Origin of the sequence: Niabella yanshanensis (assembly GCF_034424215.1) — a bacterium.
Classification (GTDB): Bacteria; Bacteroidota; Bacteroidia; order Chitinophagales; family Chitinophagaceae; genus Niabella; species Niabella yanshanensis.
This window is the reverse complement of sequence record NZ_CP139960.1, coordinates 834,019-850,032: the sequence shown is the minus strand read 5'-3', so window position 1 is coordinate 850,032 and position 16,014 is coordinate 834,019. Positions and strand designations below refer to the sequence as shown.

Sequence of the window (16,014 nt, the reverse complement as noted above, 5' to 3'; positions counted from 1 at the left end):
AGCAGTCATCGGATTGTCGCGAAATTGATATTTGGAGGTATATTTATCAAAAGAATTTGGAATGAGCAAAATAATCCAGAAGTCCCGCCGGAAATTTATAAAGAATGCTGCGCTTGTAGCCGTGGCTCCAACTATATTAAGCATGGAACAGCAAAAGAAATCAACCATTATCCATCATGTTTTTTTCTGGCTGAAAGAGCCGGGTGAAGCCAATGCCAAAGAGCTTATAAAAGGTTTGCAAACGCTAAAAGCCATACCGCAGGTGAAGAAATTATTGGTAGGTGTTCCTGCATCTACCGAAAAACGTGATGTGGTAGATAATAGTTTTCATGTATCAGAGTTGATGTATTTCGATAGTGTGAAAGACCAGGATGCCTACCAGGTGCACCCGGTACATCAGGCCTTCGTAGATCAATACAGCCATCTTTGGGAACGGGTAGTGGTTTATGATATGGTAACTGAAGGCTAATTAACTCCTGTCACTAGTCTTCTACACGTATCGTTTTTTCTCCATAAAACGGCTGCCCATTCTCCGCAAACCCCTGTACGGTGATCAGGTATACTCCTTTCTGGTCGCTGGTGTGAAATACTAGCTGATTCTCTGTCTCTTTCTTTAGCTTTTTAAAAGGATGCCACGAGAGTGTGCTCAGGTATTCCGGAAACTCCTGTTTTAATAATGTACTGTCCATGCCTAAAAAATTGCGGGGTAAATAAACCAGGCTGGCAGGTGGCAGGTACATATTGTTTTGGTAATCGCATCCCTGGTAAATGATTTCGCCCGAGACACTACGATACTTTTGACCTATCACCGGCCATTTATAGGGTATTGTATGATTAGGGCAATTGAGAATATTGTACTGGCATACGTAGTCGCCGCAGGGATTGGCGATGCCCGTTGTTGCTCCGTAGTCTCTTTTTGAACGAACAATAACCGTTTCCATAGTGCTTGAGAATTTTTCTTCGCGGTCGGTTTTTAACAGGGCTTGCAGATCGGGCGCCTGCTCCCGGTAAACCGGGTTATAAACAGGTACTTCAATATTGGAGTGAGCCGTCAATAGTGAGTCCTCCGTTTGTACATAGAAATCACCATTTTTCTTACCCATACCTTTTACAAAAAGCTTTCTGCCATCTTTCACCAGCAGCTCATCGTTTGAAAGCGTTAATATGCCCTCTTCATTTGTTTTCAGGATTGAAAAATTAGATTCTTTGAATAATACCAGCTCCATTGGCTTTTTTTCCCGCTTTCCAAAGCGGGCTAGCTGTAGTTGAACAACGGGTTTCAAAAAACTACCGGTATGACGACCGTATATCAAAAGCGTATCCGTCTCCTCCATATTTTTCATCCTGATAATATGCCTGAGAAGCATGGCGCTGTCTAAAATATTCCGACGCTTTAAAAAAGACCGTTCCTGATGGGCAACCACACCCAGGTCATGATCTGATTCAATATTCTTGATCATCCCAAAGTCTATACGGCTTAATAAGGCACAGCTTATAGTTGCAACAGAATTGATCGGGTTACCATCCTTGTCAACGATGGTAACTTTCAGTGCCACGCTGTCTCTTGTTTTATAAGCGGCTTTGTCCGTTTCCAAATGAAGCTGGTTCCTGTTATTATAGTGAGAAAAAAAGTAAGATCCCGCTACCACATTATTTTGTTCATCTGCTATAAAAATTTTGCATAGTCCCCGGGCAAAGTCGTTGAGCAAAACCGTTAATTTTTTATAAGAACTGATATCGAACGAATGAACCGATGGCAGTCCGGTTATGTCTATCACCATGAGTTTTAAACTTCTTTTTTCTGTAGACCAAAGTTCGATGGTGAGTGAGTCATTGACCACAACATCGGGTATCTCAAACCGTATTCCATGGGAAGCAACAGGAGGTAACAGAAATTTCGGACTATTGGTTTTTAGTCCTAACGAAACTGCGTATTGCCGGCCGGGTTTTGCGTTAACATAAAAGAAACTCATTCCATTGGCACTTGTCTCGATTGTATCTATTACCTGGTTATCCTCCAGTAAGAGTGCGCGCATAGAGGTTGCGGTATGCTTATCAGTGACCTCCCAAAATACCCTATTGGGGTATCCGGGTGCAAGAAATCCACCTTCAGGGTAAAATGACGCAGATACATTTGCCTGAACCCCGATGTTACCGGGTATCCTGATCCTGTTTTTTACTGTATCTCCATTATAGATAGTAGTAACCGAAAAGGATCGGTTGGCTGTTTTTATATCCTTGGGATTAATGTAAACCATGCCATTACCGTATTTGTCGAGTTCTAGGTTTTTTGATCTTTCCCCGGCAAGCTGGTACCGGGCACGCGCATTTTTAAAGGTAACCTGGTAAGACTCGGGAATGATCTGATGTTGGACGACTATTTTATCACTGGTAGAAAGAGAATCCAAAATCTTTAGTAAGGTAGTGAAGGCCTTCTCACCTGTTTTGGCATAAATTCTTAAGGGCTTAAAACCCGTGCCGATAGGCACATGCTGCGTGTCAACAATGTTTGTATAAGCAACCAGGTTATAATTGCCGGCTATTAACGAATCCGGCAAAAGAATGTTCCCCGTGGCAACCCGGTTATGAAGGGGGAATTTTTTAAGCGCCAGCATCTGACCGGATACGCAATCATATAATCCTAACGTTAATACATCCGCAGTGTCGCGAACCAATGATTGATTTTCGAACAAATACGCGGCAAACCAAAGTTGTTCGTTGGGGGTATAAATTACTTTATCGGTAGTAAGGTATATCTTTTGTAATGCAGTGCGTATTGTTGGCGATGATGTATGACCGGGCTGTTGTTGCGCGCTGGCTATATATACTCCAAGCAGTAATATAACCGGCAGCATATTTTTAACCATTGCGATGAACATTTATTTTAGTGACCAGGCAGTACCAGCCACTAATCTAAGAAACAAAACGCAATTGACACAGGTTTAATGTAATATTACTGTACCCAGCTGATCGGTGATTTCCCGTTCCATGTCCTTTAAAGAACGATGGATGAAGTGGAGCTCTTTGAATTTTTCATAGGCTTTATCCAGTTCCATATCCTGTTGGTTCTGTAATAACATCCGTTTGATCTTTTTTAACTTCAGGTATCTTATTGCTGAAATGACGATATCCTTGGTGCGATCCTCAGAAATGAGTTTGAACCGGTTCAGTTCGTCCTCATTACCATCAGAAACGGTTCTTAAAAACGATTCGTACTCCTGTTTGAATAGCGTTCGCTGGTAGCCCATATTTTGTCCCGCCTTTTGAATCCACTTTTTACTTTCTTCGTAAGGATGGTTTAAAAGGGAAATGACAAAACTGCTGAGCTGCTTGTCTTCGTGGTAAATAAAGTATTTATCATTAAAAAGCTTGGGATTGCTTTGTACCAGCTCTTTTATAGCATGTACGAGGTTGTAAACGTCTTTATCCTCGATATCCAACTCATCGATCTCTCCAAAAACATAATCGGCGATCAGTGTATTGTCATCCCAATACCGGTTACCATACTCCAATAAGATCCGGGCCAGCTCTTTTTCCTGCAGCTGATCTTTGAAGAGCATGTCAAAAGTAGCATCATCAAAATTAGTGGCTGCTGCCTGGGCTACAGCTTCTTTATCAGGCCCCGGAAACGCCGATTTTCGTTCCTGCGAACTGATCCGGTCCCTGATATATTTATTAACTAAAGCATTCAGGCCGGCTTCATCAATATTCAAAATAGAGGAAGATTGCTTAATATAATCCTGCTGTCGCGTAAAATCTTCTGTTTTATTAACCCGCGATATAGACTCAGCAATTTTATTAACCAATTCAGATTTCTTCGCAGGATCGTTGCCAACATCCTTGAGGGAAAGTTCCAGCTGGAAAAGAATGAAGTCTTTTTTATGCTGATTTACAAACTGAACAAATGCAGCAGCGCCTACTTTATTGACGTAGCTATCCGGATCTTCCCCATCGGGAATTAATACCAGCTTTACATTCAGGCCTTCCTCAAGGGCAAGGTCCAGCCCGCGCAAAGCCGCTTTTACACCAGCGCTATCCCCGTCATAAATGATAGTAAGGTTATTGGTATATTTTCTTACCAGCCTTAATTGATCAATAGTAAGAGATGTGCCGCCCGAGGCTACTACATTTTCAATACCTGCCTGGTGAAGTGATACAACATCTGTGTATCCTTCAACCAATAAACATTCATCTGCCTTATCGATGGCTGCGCGTGCAAAATAAGAACCGTAAAGGATCTTACTTTTTACATAAAGTTCATTCTCTGGTGTATTAATGTATTTGGGCGCCTTTTCGTTGGTTTTCAGTATCCTGGCCCCAAAGCCAATAACTTTGCCACTATTATTATGTATTGGAAAGATGACCCTTCCGCGGTAATTATCCTGGAGGTTGCCATTGCGCTCCGCTATCAGCCCGGCTTTAAGCAGCAGCTCCTTATTATATTGATTAGATAAAGCCTCATCGGTGAATGCCGTTCTCGACTCGGGCGAATAGCCTAGTTTAAATTTTTCAATAATACCTTCCCTGAAACCTCTTTCCTTAAAATAGCTTAACCCAATGTCCCGGCCTTCTTCCGTTTTAAAAAGCTGATCAATAAAGAATTTTTCTGCAAAGCTGTTGATGATAAAAAGGCTGTCGGCCGTTTGGTATTGCTCTTTCTGCTCCTGGCTTACAAAGGTTTCTTCTACTTCGATGCCATACTTATTGGCCAGCCATTTTAAAGCTTCTACATAACTATACTTTTCATGCTCCATGACGAAGCTGATGGTATTGCCACTTTTACCACAACCAAAACATTTATAAATTTCTTTGGAGGGAGAAACCGTAAAGGAAGGCGTTTTCTCATTATGGAAGGGGCAGTTACCCAAATAATTAGCCCCTCTTTTTTTCAGTTTTACAAACTCGCCCACCACATCAATAATGTCAATGCGCGAAAGAATTTCCTGTATCGTCTGCTGCGAAATCACGCGGCGAAATTACGGAATTGAGATCTATTTTTTAAACGCCAGGGCGCAACGGCGCAAGGCGAAAAAGAAGTTCCCGATTGTTCATTTTAAGAAAATCAGCGCCTTTGCGACCTTGCGGTTAAAAGCCAAGGAAATAGGACATTAGATATATTAGTTTTCGAGGTTCTTTAACTGTATATTTCTAAAGTCAATGGGTTGCCCTTCGCTTTGTAAAGCAATATAGCCCGAAACCAGCGGCTTACCTTCAACCTTTTGTTTAGGATCGTACCGGTTGGCCACACCTCCGCCGATGCTGGGTTTTGAATACTGCAATACGGTATCTCCATTGATCATGTGGGTAATGAGGGAATCGCCGAGCACAATTAATTCGGCGGTTACCCATTCGCCGGGCGGGTAGGTTTTGGAAGTAGAGTTCAGGCAGTGACCATTGTATTTAGTTCCCTGGTAAACGATTTCAGTTCCGGGTGAGCACATATTACCCGTGGGTCTGGGTTTTCCGTCGGGCAAACCTGCCAAAAATTGCATTTCTACCGATATGGGCCAATCCTGCTCTTTGGGCATGGTACGCGGGTCCTGCGAGTGATACATCACGCCACTGTTTAAAATAGTGTAGGAGGGGGCATCCTTCATCCAGCCATCTACAAAGCGGTATTCCATTTTTAAGTGATACCTGGAAAAAGGGGTTTTATAATACAGGTGTCCATACCTTTCATTAAAGCCATCATATTTATCATACCTTACCTGAAGAATACCGTCCTCCACTCTAAAAGTCTGCCCGTAGTTGTCGCCCACTTCATGGTGGTGTATTTTCACAAACCAGTCATTCATGTCTTTACCGTTAAAAAGGGAGATCCAGCCGTTGGATTGTTTTACCTGGGTAGCTTTGGGTGAGCAAGCTGTAATTATAATTACTATAACCAGGATGGCTGCTGATACATAACGCATATGGAAAGTTTAGCGGAAAAATAGGTTTTTAAAAGCAATCGAACAATTATTGGCGCTTTCTGCTGGTCAAACGTTTGCGCAGATGGACCAGGGTATTAGATTCTGTAACTATATTCGTTGAAACATAAAGCATGCTATTATGAAGAGATTCCTGTTGGTTATAGCCCTTTGCGGTATTGTAAAATTTGCATTGGCTCAAAGCAATTATACTCCGTCTGCTTCGATCATTGAAGCGCGCAGGCAGTTCCAGGATATGAAGTTTGGGCTCTTTATACACTGGGGGGTATTTAGCATACCGGGAGACGGTGAATGGGTGATGAACAATCGCAAACTTCGCATCCACGAGTACTCACATCTCCAGGACTTTTATAACCCTGCTGCTTATAATCCGAAGCAATGGGTGGCTATGGCTAAAGCGGCGGGCATGAAATACATCACTTTTGTATCCAGGCATCATGATGGATTCAGCAATTGGGATACGAAGCAATCTGACTGGAAAATAACGAATACACCCTATAAAAAAGATGTTTTAAAAATACTGGCCGACGAATGTAAAGCGCAAGGCATCAAGCTTTGCTTATATTATTCTTTACTCGACTGGACAAGGGAAGACTATCCCTGGAGAACAGGGCGCACCGGCCAACACAGCGGTCGTACGGGTAAGGGTGATTATGCGAGCTATTTAAAATTTATGAAAGCCCAGTTAACTGAGCTGCTTACCGACTATGGAGAAATAGGTACGATATGGTTTGACGGCCATTGGGATCAGACCAACCCGGAAGGACATGCAGATCTTTCGTCGCGGTTAGATTGGAAATATGATGAAATATACAGCCTTATTCATCAACTGCAACCGAATTGTATGATTGGAAATAATCATCATCAAACACCTTTTGCCGGTGAAGATTTCCAGATGTTTGAAAGGGATCTGCCTGGTGAAAATACATCTGGATTAAGTTACCAGAAAGCTTCCGACGCGCTGCCTCTGGAAACCTGCGAAACCATGAGTAATTCCTGGGGCTTCAACCTCGGAGATAAAAACTATAAAAGCGCCCAAACAGTGATCCGCTACCTGGTAGGTGCTGCAGGACGTAATGCGAATTTGTTGTTGAATATCGGGCCGATGCCGAACGGAGACATTCAGCAGGAGTTTAAAGATACCTTACAGGCCGTAGGAAACTGGATGAGCAAATATGGACATACTATTTACGGAACCCGGGGCAATATAATGCCTCCTCAAAAATGGGGGGTGACTACGGGAAAAGAAAAAAAATACTATCTGCACCTTTTGAATACGGATAGCGTTAGTACTATCGGCTTGCCCTTTGCTGATAAAAAACTAAGTGCGATTTCTTTAAATGATGGTAGCAAGGTTGACTTGAAAAAAGTACAAAACAAATGGCAGCTTACCATTCCGGAAGCTGCCAAAAAAGAAAAAATTGATTATATTATTGAAGTAAGCGTCATATAATAAATATGAAAAAAATTGCGCTTTAGCTAGCCAGTGGAGTAGGCGTGTCAAAGCTGAGGCACTCCTTTAATTCCTTTTCAGTATAAGACAAACCATATTGTTTCAACACTTCATCAGGCACGCCATTCCATTGGTTGGGACGGTTGCCTGCATAGCCCAGGTCTTTCACACCGATCTCTGAGGTGTAGAAACCAGTAACGGTCAGGTCGCGCATCCGGGAAAAGAAAGCTACACCAGGCGCCAGCTCTTTTTTGTCCTTGGCTTGCTGCGGATAGGCAATAAGATCTACTACTTCAATTCGCTGTTGATCAGTTAAGTCTTTAAAAGTCTTTTCAAATTTCTTCAGGCAATACATGTCCAGCCACCGCAAGCCACCCCGCATAGGAACCTGCAGCGCCGGTTGATCTTTTACGGTAAATTCAATAAAGTCAGTGACCTTTGCATCGCTGGCGCTACCGCTCACTTCGTCTTTCGGAATAATAATGTCCCCCAGGATAGTAAGGGTAGCCAACTCATGCTCATTAAAAAATTTAGGCATGCGGTTTACAGCCTCTTCATTCAGCTGTTCGTCTTCATACCTGTGTATACCCGGCTTTGCGGCGTCGGTAGCTTTCGCTTCTTCTTTTTTGGTGGCAGGAGAGCAGCCTGTGGCAATAGCTGCAGATGCCAATGCGGAGGCAGCTAAATATTTAAGGGAGTCGCGACGTTTCATATCTTTATTTTAAGAATGACAGATGATAGTTGACAGATGACTGTAATCGGAACTGTCAACTGTCATCCAACAACTTTCAACTATAGGTTTTGCTTTTTCATTTCATCAATAATATACTCGCTGGCTCTCATGCTTAATGCTAGAATAGTCCAGGTAATATTTTTATCGGCCTGCGAAGTGAACTGGCTGCCGTCTACACAAAACAGGTTGTTACAATCATGTGCCTGGCTCCATTTATTGAGCGCCGAGGTTTTAGCATTGTCTCCCATACGCGCCGTACCGGCTTCATGAATAATATACCCCGGTTTGTCTAAACCATAATTATTCTCAGGTCCATCGTCACCCCAGGTGATTACAGCGCCCATATTGTGCATGATCTCTTTAAAGGTTTCCTTCATGTGCTTGGCCTGTTTGATTTCGTAATCGCTTTGCGTTACGTCAAAGCGCAGTACCGGTATACCATATTTATCTACTACGTTAGGATCAATCTCACACTTGTTATGTTCAAAAGCAACGGCTTCTCCACGACCACCCATACCCACGGTTGCACCGTAAAAATATCGGGCGTCTTCTTTCAGCGAGGCGCCATATCCACCTGCTTCTTTCTTTTTGCCGTTTACCTCGTGTTTGCCGTTCATACCTTCCATGCCCATGCCAAATCCGTATGAGGGCTGACCAAAGCCTCCCCAATATTCAATATGATAGCCACGTGGAAAGTCCAGTTTTTTATTGTCGCCCCACCAGGGAGTATAAACGTGCATACCACCCACACCATCTTCATTATAGCGCTTGCGTCCAAACAACTGGGGCAGGTAACCGCCCATGGCTGCGCCATTACTATCCTGCAGGTATTTGCCTACCACATTACTGCTGTTGGCTAACCCGTTTGGATGCCTTTGCGATTTGGAGTTCAACAGCAAACGGGCGGTTTCGCAGGCGCTGGCAGCTAATATAACCACACGCCCTTCCACCTGGTATTCGAGCATATCTTCCTTATTCACATAAGATACTCCAGTTGCTTTGCCTTCCGTGTCAGTTAATACTTCTCTTGCCATCGCATTGGCAATGACATCCAGTTTTCCGGTTTTTAATGCGGGATATATTAATACGTTCGAAGAGGAAAAATCGGCTTTGGCCATGCTGCAGTTTCTGCCGCATTGTGCACAGAAAAAGCAGGCTCCCCTCTCTTCATTAATCGTTTTAGTAAGAATAGAGAGCCTTGAAGGAATTACCGGTATATTGGCTTTTTCAGCGCCCTTTTTTATAAAAAGCTCATGCAACCTGGGTTTGGGAGGTGGCAGGAAAATGCCATCCGGCTCATTAGGTATGTTTTCTACGCTTCCGAATATACCGATCAGCTTATCCACCTTATCATAATAAGGTTTGATATCATCGTATGTAATGGGCCAGTCAGCCCCAACGCCATCATGGCTATAACCTTTAAAATCCTTCGGGCCAAAACGAAGCGATATGCGGCCCCAGTGATTGGTTCGGCCACCCAGCATGCGGGCTCTGAACCATTCCCATTCGGTACCGCTGGCGCGGGTATAGGGCTCGCCTTCTATTTCCCATCCGCCATAACAGGCATCCAGATCGCCAAAAGGACGGTATTTGGTGGCTCGGCCACGGCGTGGCGACTCCCAGGGGTTCTTTAGCTGGTAAATCTCTTTCTGAGGGTTGTACATGGGACCCGCTTCCAGCATGCATACACTCAAGCCTGCGTTAGCCAGGGTATAGGCCGCCATACCGCCTCCGGCTCCGGATCCTACTATGACAACATCATATTTTTTGGGTTGTTTCTTAATTTGTAAATCAGCCATATAGCAAATATGTTTAGCGAGAAAAAAAATACAATATACAAATATGGTCAAAAATCTGCAAAATCTATTTTGCAAAATTTGGCAAACTGGTTTTATTCATTAAACTTTGAGCAACAATCTGATTTCATGCGCAATCGGTTTTCGTCTTTTTTTATTTTTTTACTGATTATCATTATCGGCTTCCTGGCATATTTTCTTGGAAAAAAGAGTGCGTCAAAAACCGTAGACAATGTAGTTATGAATGATGTCCTGATCAAACAGATTGCAGAACTTTCTGCACTCGAAGTTCAGGGCAATGCAAGCATTAAGAGCAGCAATATAGCAAATGATGGTAGTATTACCGATAATTTTAAAAAATTGTTTCTCGAACGAACATTTAATATTTCCGTACCTTACGTGGCCAAATACGGAATCAACCTAGATAATCAGCGAATCAACATTGAGGAAAAGAATAAAAAGGTTTTTATTGTATTGCCCAATCCCAGGCTTTTAAGCTATGAGCTGCGACTGGACCGGACGAATGCTGCTTCAAAGAAAGGTTTATTTGAGGGTAATGATGAAGCTGCCTATAACAAGCTGATACAAAAATTATATACACAATCAAAAGCGCAGTTGGAGGGCAATACCGGCTATCAGGAACAGTCAAAAGAGAAAATTCGCAAGATTATCAAGGACTATTATGCTCCTTTGAATTTTGAAGTAGAAGTGAGTTTTAGCAATGAGTTGAGAAGTAAAGTAACAGATGAAGCCAGGCAATAAGATGTAACATGTATCTCTAAATAAATAGTTAATACTTATAAACATTACATGCAATATGAAAAAAAGTCTTTCCGGTTCTCGTAGAAGTTTTATCAGGAATGCGGCCATAGTAGGCGCAGGGGTAACCATTGTTCCCCGAAATGTATTGGGGCGCGGTTTCGTGGCTCCCAGTGACAAATTAAACATTGCCGGTATCGGCGCGGGCGGTAAAGGGGAGAGCGATCTGTCCTCTTTTGCCAAAAGCCCTAACGTGAATATCGTTGCGCTCTGCGACGTCGATGATCGCCAGGCTGCAAAATCACGGTCGAATTTCCCCAAGGCCAACTATTACAAAGATTTCCGCGAAATGCTGGAGAAGGAGAAGAACAATATAGATGCCTGCAGCATCAGTACTCCCGATCATACACATGCTGTGGCAACCCTGGCGGCTATGCAGCTCGGAAAACATGTGTATACGCAAAAACCTCTGACGCACGACATTTATGAAGCGCGTATTTTAACGGAAGCCGCTAAAAAATATAAAGTAGTAACCCAAATGGGCAACCAGGGCGCGTCCGGTGACGGTGTTCGTAAAGCAAAAGAAATATATCAGGCAGGGCTTATCGGGGATGTATATGAAGTGCACTCCTGGACCAACAGGCCCGTATGGCCACATGGGTTACCCAAGCCTAGTGGAAATCACCCCGTACCAGCTGAATTGAATTGGGATCTTTGGGTGGGACCGTCAAAGAAAGAAGCATATAATCCGGCTTATGTGCCCTTTAACTGGCGGGGCTGGTGGGCATACGGAACCGGTGCATTAGGCGATATGGCTTGTCATATTATGGATCCTATCTACCGCATTTTACCTATTAAGCATCCTGATTCAGCTGAATGTAGTATTGCCAACCAATGGAGCGATATGTGGAAGGAGTCTAATTATATCGATAGTGCGCCAATGGCATCTATCATACACCTGAACTATCCGCGTACCGATAAAAAAGGTAATTTAAAAGTATCCTGGTACGATGGCGGCCTGTTACCACAACGGCCTGATGAATTAGGACCGGAAGAAGCCTTTGGTAACTGGGATGGCGGTTGCTTATTTATTGGTACAAAAGGTAAGTTACTGATGGATTGTTATGGCGCTAATCCAAGATTATTGCCGACCAAATTAATGAAGGAAAAAACAATGCCGAAGGAAACCATTAAGCGGGTACCGGAGGGGCATTATCTTCAGTGGGTGAATGCTTGTATTGCCGGTCATGGAAAAGGGGTGACCAGCTCACCATTTGAATATGCAGGACCTTTTACTGAAAGTATATTAATGGGTAACCTGGCTATTCGTAGTGCTATGATGGTCAATCCGAAGCTGAAAGGCTGGGAAGACAAATATTTAGGCAGGAAGAAATTATTATGGGATTCTGTAAATATGAAGGTTACCAATTTTGACGAGGCCAACCAGTTTGTAAAAAGAGAATACAGGGACGGCTGGACGCTTACTTTATAAGCAATATTTCTACTTATTTAAAAACTCCCGCATTTGTGGGAGTTTTTTTTATAACTGTTTTATTCAGTAAGACAATATATTAAAAAAGGCTACCTCCTGGTAACCTTTTCCGTTGCGAAATATAATACGTTAAAGTGTGATGGTATCCATTACTTCAAAAGTAACCTCTTTAGGTCCGTCTGTTGTATTTACCACTTCTCTTATTGTTTTAACTTTTGGGGGAGCGGAGCTGGAAGCAGCCGTAGCCGGGTTCTCCAGCTGTGCAAGAGTTGGCGCAATCACCAAAGAAACGATCGACATTAATTTAATCAGGATATTCATAGACGGGCCTGATGTGTCTTTCAACGGATCGCCCACTGTATCACCTGTCACCGATGCCTTATGCGGCTCTGATTTCTTATAGTACATCTCACCGTTGATCTCCACACCTTTCTCAAAAGACTTTTTGGCATTATCCCAGGCGCCACCTGAGTTGTTTTGGAACATGCCCAACAATACTCCGCTAACCGTAGCGCCTGCTAAAAATCCGCCTAATGCTTCAGCACCCAGGCCGGGCATGAAACCAATTACCAGCGGGGATATAATAGCGATGGTTCCGGGAACGATCATTTTTTTGATCGACGCTTCAGTAGATATTTCAACGCACTTATCATATTCCGGCGTAGCCGTACCTTCCATGATGCCTGGTATAGTATGGAACTGCCTGCGCACTTCAGCCACCATTGCCATGGCTGCTTCACCCACTGCCCGGATGGCCAGGGATGAAAAAAGAAATGGGATCATAGCGCCTACAAAAAGGCTGGCTAATACATTGGCTTTATAAATATCAATACCATCAATTTGAGCCACACCCACGAATGCGGCGAACAAAGCCAGGGCTGTTAAAGCAGCCGAGGCAATCGCAAAACCTTTACCGGTAGCGGCTGTTGTGTTACCCACGGCATCCAGAACATCTGTCTTTTCTCTTACTTCTTTAGGCAGCTCACTCATTTCTGCAATACCCCCGGCATTGTCTGCTATCGGTCCAAAGGCATCAATAGCCAGTTGCATAGCGGTAGTAGCCATCATAGCGGCCGCTGCGATAGCTACGCCATACAGGCCTGCGCATTCGTAAGAGCCCCAGATGCCGGCTGCCAGAACGATAATTGGCAGGAAGGTGGATTCCATGCCGATCGCTAAACCGCCGATTACATTCGTTGCATGGCCGGTTGAAGATTTTTTGATGATCATATTTACCGGCCGTTTGCCCATGGCTGTATAATACTCTGTAATAATACTCATGAGTGCGCCTACTACCAGGCCTACGCCAATGGCGCCTAATACGCCGTATTTGGTAAATACAAAACCGCGTAATTCCATTTGCTGCGGCAGCAGCCATAGTACCAATCCTGCCGAAGCAATAGCGGTTAATATCATCGACCCCCAGTTGCCCATATTCAGCGCCCGCTGAACCGTTTCTGTGCTGATACTGGCAGTTTCGCTGATCTTCACAAACAAGGTTCCGATAATGGAAAAGAGAATACCGATACCGGCTATCAGCATAGGCAATATAATAGGGGAGAAGCCTCCCAGCGCATCAGTGCCACCTGTAATATTTATCTGTTGTCCTAACACAATTGTAGCCAGAACGGTAGCCACATAAGAGCCAAAAAGGTCGGCACCCATGCCCGCCACATCACCTACATTATCACCTACATTGTCTGCAATAGTAGCCGGGTTACGGGGGTCATCTTCGGGTATTCCTGCTTCTACTTTTCCCACCAGATCGGCGCCTACATCAGCCGCTTTGGTATAGATACCTCCACCTACACGGGCAAACAGCGCTATCGACTCAGCGCCCAGCGAAAAACCGGTTAATACCTCGATGGTCTGGATCATCTCATGCGAGTTAAGCGCTGCTCCGGGTGCAAAATAGGCTTTTAATAAAATGTATAATCCGCCCAGGCCTAGTACGGCCATACCCGCAACCCCAACACCCATTACGGCGCCACCGCCAAATGATACATTCAACGCCTTTTTTAAACTGCTTCTTGCAGCATGCGCCGTACGTACATTTGATAGTGTGGCTGAGCGCATACCAATATAGCCGGCAAGGGCGCTTAAAACAGCTCCGATGACAAAAGCTACAGATATCATCCAGTGCGAATGTGGATTGGTTTGAGCCAGTACTGCCAATAAAATACCCACCACTATCACAAAGTAGCCCAGTATCTTCCATTCGGCTTTTAAAAAGGCCATCGCTCCCACACTAATGTAATTGCTGATTTCCTTCATTCTTGGAGTACCGGCTTCCTGCCTGGCTACCCATTTAAACTTAACATACGTGTACAATAAGCCAATGATGGCCATCACTGGTACGAGATAGATGATGTGTTGCATATAATTATATATCCTTTCGATTTGGCAAGGCCTACAAATATAGGTGAAGCGATTAAATTGTTATGGTTTATTTCGTTGTAAGCAAATAGCCGGTTTCATTTTATTTGCTTCGATAATTTGTTACTTAGTTTATAAATCTTCAAACTTAATTTCCTTTTCTTTTAATTTAATTAAAACCGGTTCGTAAATCTCCCTGGCAACAGGAATTTTTAAACCGCTTATGTTTATTTTTTTCTCCAGTATCAGTTCTGCGGCAATGCCCAATGGAAGTCCCACTGTTTTAGCCATCGCTGTGTTTAAGGCGTCATCGCCTTTTACAATCATACAACTTTTTGATGAATATAGCTGATTGTTTTTTTCATAATCAATTTCATGGAGCATGATGATCATATCGCGGTCTGTAACCTGCATTTTCAAACGGGTTTCCAGTAAATGGCGCATTACATCTGCTGAAGATTGCAGGCCGGAGGGCAAAGGGGCACTACTGTTCAAACCCAGGTATTTCATCTGTCTTTGAACCAGATCTCTGTCCGATTCGGTAACGACTGTATTGATATAGTCATTAAAGGATGACAGCCGAGAATGCCTCCGGACAGATTGGTTAAACCAGTCTGCAATACTTTTGCATGCATCGATCTCCCTGAATTCAGAAGCGTCGGTTAGTCCCGCTTCAATGATATATTGCCAGCCTTTACAAAAATCAGGATGCCGTAAGGTCGTTCTTATAAAGGTATGAGCCGTTTCCAAACCGTAGCGTTTCGCGTAAGAAAGCGAGTCTCTGTTAGGGTAACAGGCATAGGATCCCAGGCCGCTTATATCAACTGTGGGGTTATCTTTAAAGATCTCTTTATAATTTCTCTCTACTGTTTTTCCCTCCTTTTTGTATACTGCGCCTGTTTTACCCGCATTAACTACATTGGCCGGGTTCCAGGTTATTTTATAATGCCAGGGATTGTCATCGCTTTCCGGGGCAATCAGCCCTCCGCAATGCGACATAAAGCTTCGGATAGTACCTCCCTGGTTTTTGATCCGGTGTACCAATTGCATAGCGCTCATGTGGTCGATGCCCGGATCCAGCCCCATTTCACAAAGAAAAAGAAGGCCCTTTCGATTGATTTCGCTTTCCAGCGCGCATATGGAATCATCCAGGTAGGACGCCGTCAAAAGATGTTTGCCATAAACCAAGCAATCCAGTGCAACCTGATAATGTAAAGCGGGGGGTAGCATGGATATGACAATATCCGACTGGCTGATCATCTTAGCTCTCTCATTTGCTTCATTAATGTTAAACGACAATGCTGAGCCATTTACATGGCCTTTTATTTTTGATAACGCTAATGAAAGATCAGCGTCTACCACAACCAGCTTCCATGGGTAGCGTTCCGATTTCTCGAGCAGGTGAGCGATCAATACCGTTGCTGATTTGCCTGCTCCAAAAAGAAGTATTTGCTTTGTTTCGTTGGCCAAGAATG

Annotated in this window: 11 protein-coding genes; 4 read left to right on the top strand and 7 right to left on the bottom strand. The window is 43.7% G+C overall.

Annotated features, from left to right (window positions below; genetic code table 11):
* Window positions 1-61 precede the first annotated feature (61 nt).
* Entirely contained in the window at window positions 62-469 is a 408-nt protein-coding gene (locus tag U0035_RS03115; protein ID WP_114792883.1) for a Dabb family protein, read from the top strand.
* Between the two features lie 13 nt (window positions 470-482).
* Here the strand turns inward: U0035_RS03115 and U0035_RS03110 are convergent, their stop codons facing one another.
* The 3 genes from U0035_RS03110 to U0035_RS03100 form a co-directional block, all read right to left on the bottom strand.
* Complete coding sequence (locus tag U0035_RS03110; protein WP_114792882.1) at window positions 483-2,867, bottom strand: hypothetical protein; 2,385 nt, start codon at window positions 2,865-2,867, stop codon at window positions 483-485.
* Between the two features lie 75 nt (window positions 2,868-2,942).
* Entirely contained in the window at window positions 2,943-4,967 is a 2,025-nt protein-coding gene (dnaG, locus tag U0035_RS03105; RefSeq protein ID WP_114792881.1) for a DNA primase, read from the bottom strand.
* Between the two features lie 150 nt (window positions 4,968-5,117).
* Window positions 5,118-5,912: a 3-keto-disaccharide hydrolase gene (locus U0035_RS03100; protein WP_114792880.1), complete on the bottom strand. Its 795-nt coding sequence runs from the start codon at window positions 5,910-5,912 to the stop codon at window positions 5,118-5,120.
* Between the two features lie 139 nt (window positions 5,913-6,051).
* On the opposite strand from U0035_RS03100, the gene U0035_RS03095 reads away from it, so the two are divergent.
* Window positions 6,052-7,383 carry an alpha-L-fucosidase gene (locus U0035_RS03095; protein WP_114792879.1) on the top strand — a complete coding sequence of 444 codons (1,332 nt, stop codon included), beginning with the start codon at window positions 6,052-6,054 and terminating at the stop codon, window positions 7,381-7,383.
* A 22-nt stretch (window positions 7,384-7,405) separates the two neighbouring features.
* Here the strand turns inward: U0035_RS03095 and U0035_RS03090 are convergent, their stop codons facing one another.
* Both U0035_RS03090 and U0035_RS03085 read right to left on the bottom strand, forming a co-directional pair.
* Complete coding sequence (locus U0035_RS03090; protein WP_114792878.1) at window positions 7,406-8,095, bottom strand: gluconate 2-dehydrogenase subunit 3 family protein; 690 nt, start codon at window positions 8,093-8,095, stop codon at window positions 7,406-7,408.
* 80 nt (window positions 8,096-8,175) lie between these two features.
* Window positions 8,176-9,915, bottom strand: a complete 1,740-nt coding sequence (locus U0035_RS03085; RefSeq protein WP_114792877.1) for a GMC oxidoreductase — start codon at window positions 9,913-9,915, stop codon at window positions 8,176-8,178.
* 126 nt (window positions 9,916-10,041) lie between these two features.
* On the opposite strand from U0035_RS03085, the gene U0035_RS03080 reads away from it, so the two are divergent.
* Complete coding sequence (locus U0035_RS03080) at window positions 10,042-10,674, top strand: DUF4230 domain-containing protein (RefSeq protein ID WP_114792962.1); 633 nt, start codon at window positions 10,042-10,044, stop codon at window positions 10,672-10,674.
* Window positions 10,675-10,729: 55 nt separating this feature from the next.
* A complete protein-coding gene (locus U0035_RS03075; RefSeq protein WP_114792876.1) occupies window positions 10,730-12,163 on the top strand; it encodes a Gfo/Idh/MocA family protein in 1,434 nt (477 codons plus the stop codon).
* A 129-nt stretch (window positions 12,164-12,292) separates the two neighbouring features.
* Here the strand turns inward: U0035_RS03075 and U0035_RS03070 are convergent, their stop codons facing one another.
* Window positions 12,293-14,542: a sodium-translocating pyrophosphatase gene (locus U0035_RS03070; RefSeq protein ID WP_114792875.1), complete on the bottom strand. Its 2,250-nt coding sequence runs from the start codon at window positions 14,540-14,542 to the stop codon at window positions 12,293-12,295.
* A 129-nt stretch (window positions 14,543-14,671) separates the two neighbouring features.
* Complete coding sequence (locus U0035_RS03065) at window positions 14,672-16,009, bottom strand: saccharopine dehydrogenase C-terminal domain-containing protein (RefSeq protein ID WP_114792874.1); 1,338 nt, start codon at window positions 16,007-16,009, stop codon at window positions 14,672-14,674.
* Window positions 16,010-16,014 lie beyond the last annotated feature (5 nt).

What these genes read in the sequence shown, in the direction of transcription:
- U0035_RS03110 (WP_114792882.1), bottom strand. Translation starts at nt 2,867, where the DNA reads ATGGTTAAAAATATGCTGCCGGTTATATTACTGCTTGGAGTATATATA.
- U0035_RS03070 (WP_114792875.1), bottom strand. Translation starts at nt 14,542, where the DNA reads ATGCAACACATCATCTATCTCGTACCAGTGATGGCCATCATTGGCTTA.
- U0035_RS03090 (WP_114792878.1), bottom strand. Translation starts at nt 8,095, where the DNA reads ATGAAACGTCGCGACTCCCTTAAATATTTAGCTGCCTCCGCATTGGCA.
- U0035_RS03095 (WP_114792879.1), top strand. Translation starts at nt 6,052, where the DNA reads ATGAAGAGATTCCTGTTGGTTATAGCCCTTTGCGGTATTGTAAAATTT.
- U0035_RS03115 (WP_114792883.1), top strand. Translation starts at nt 62, where the DNA reads ATGAGCAAAATAATCCAGAAGTCCCGCCGGAAATTTATAAAGAATGCT.
- U0035_RS03085 (WP_114792877.1), bottom strand. Translation starts at nt 9,915, where the DNA reads ATGGCTGATTTACAAATTAAGAAACAACCCAAAAAATATGATGTTGTC.
- U0035_RS03075 (WP_114792876.1), top strand. Translation starts at nt 10,730, where the DNA reads ATGAAAAAAAGTCTTTCCGGTTCTCGTAGAAGTTTTATCAGGAATGCG.
- U0035_RS03080 (WP_114792962.1), top strand. Translation starts at nt 10,042, where the DNA reads ATGCGCAATCGGTTTTCGTCTTTTTTTATTTTTTTACTGATTATCATT.
- U0035_RS03100 (WP_114792880.1), bottom strand. Translation starts at nt 5,912, where the DNA reads ATGCGTTATGTATCAGCAGCCATCCTGGTTATAGTAATTATAATTACA.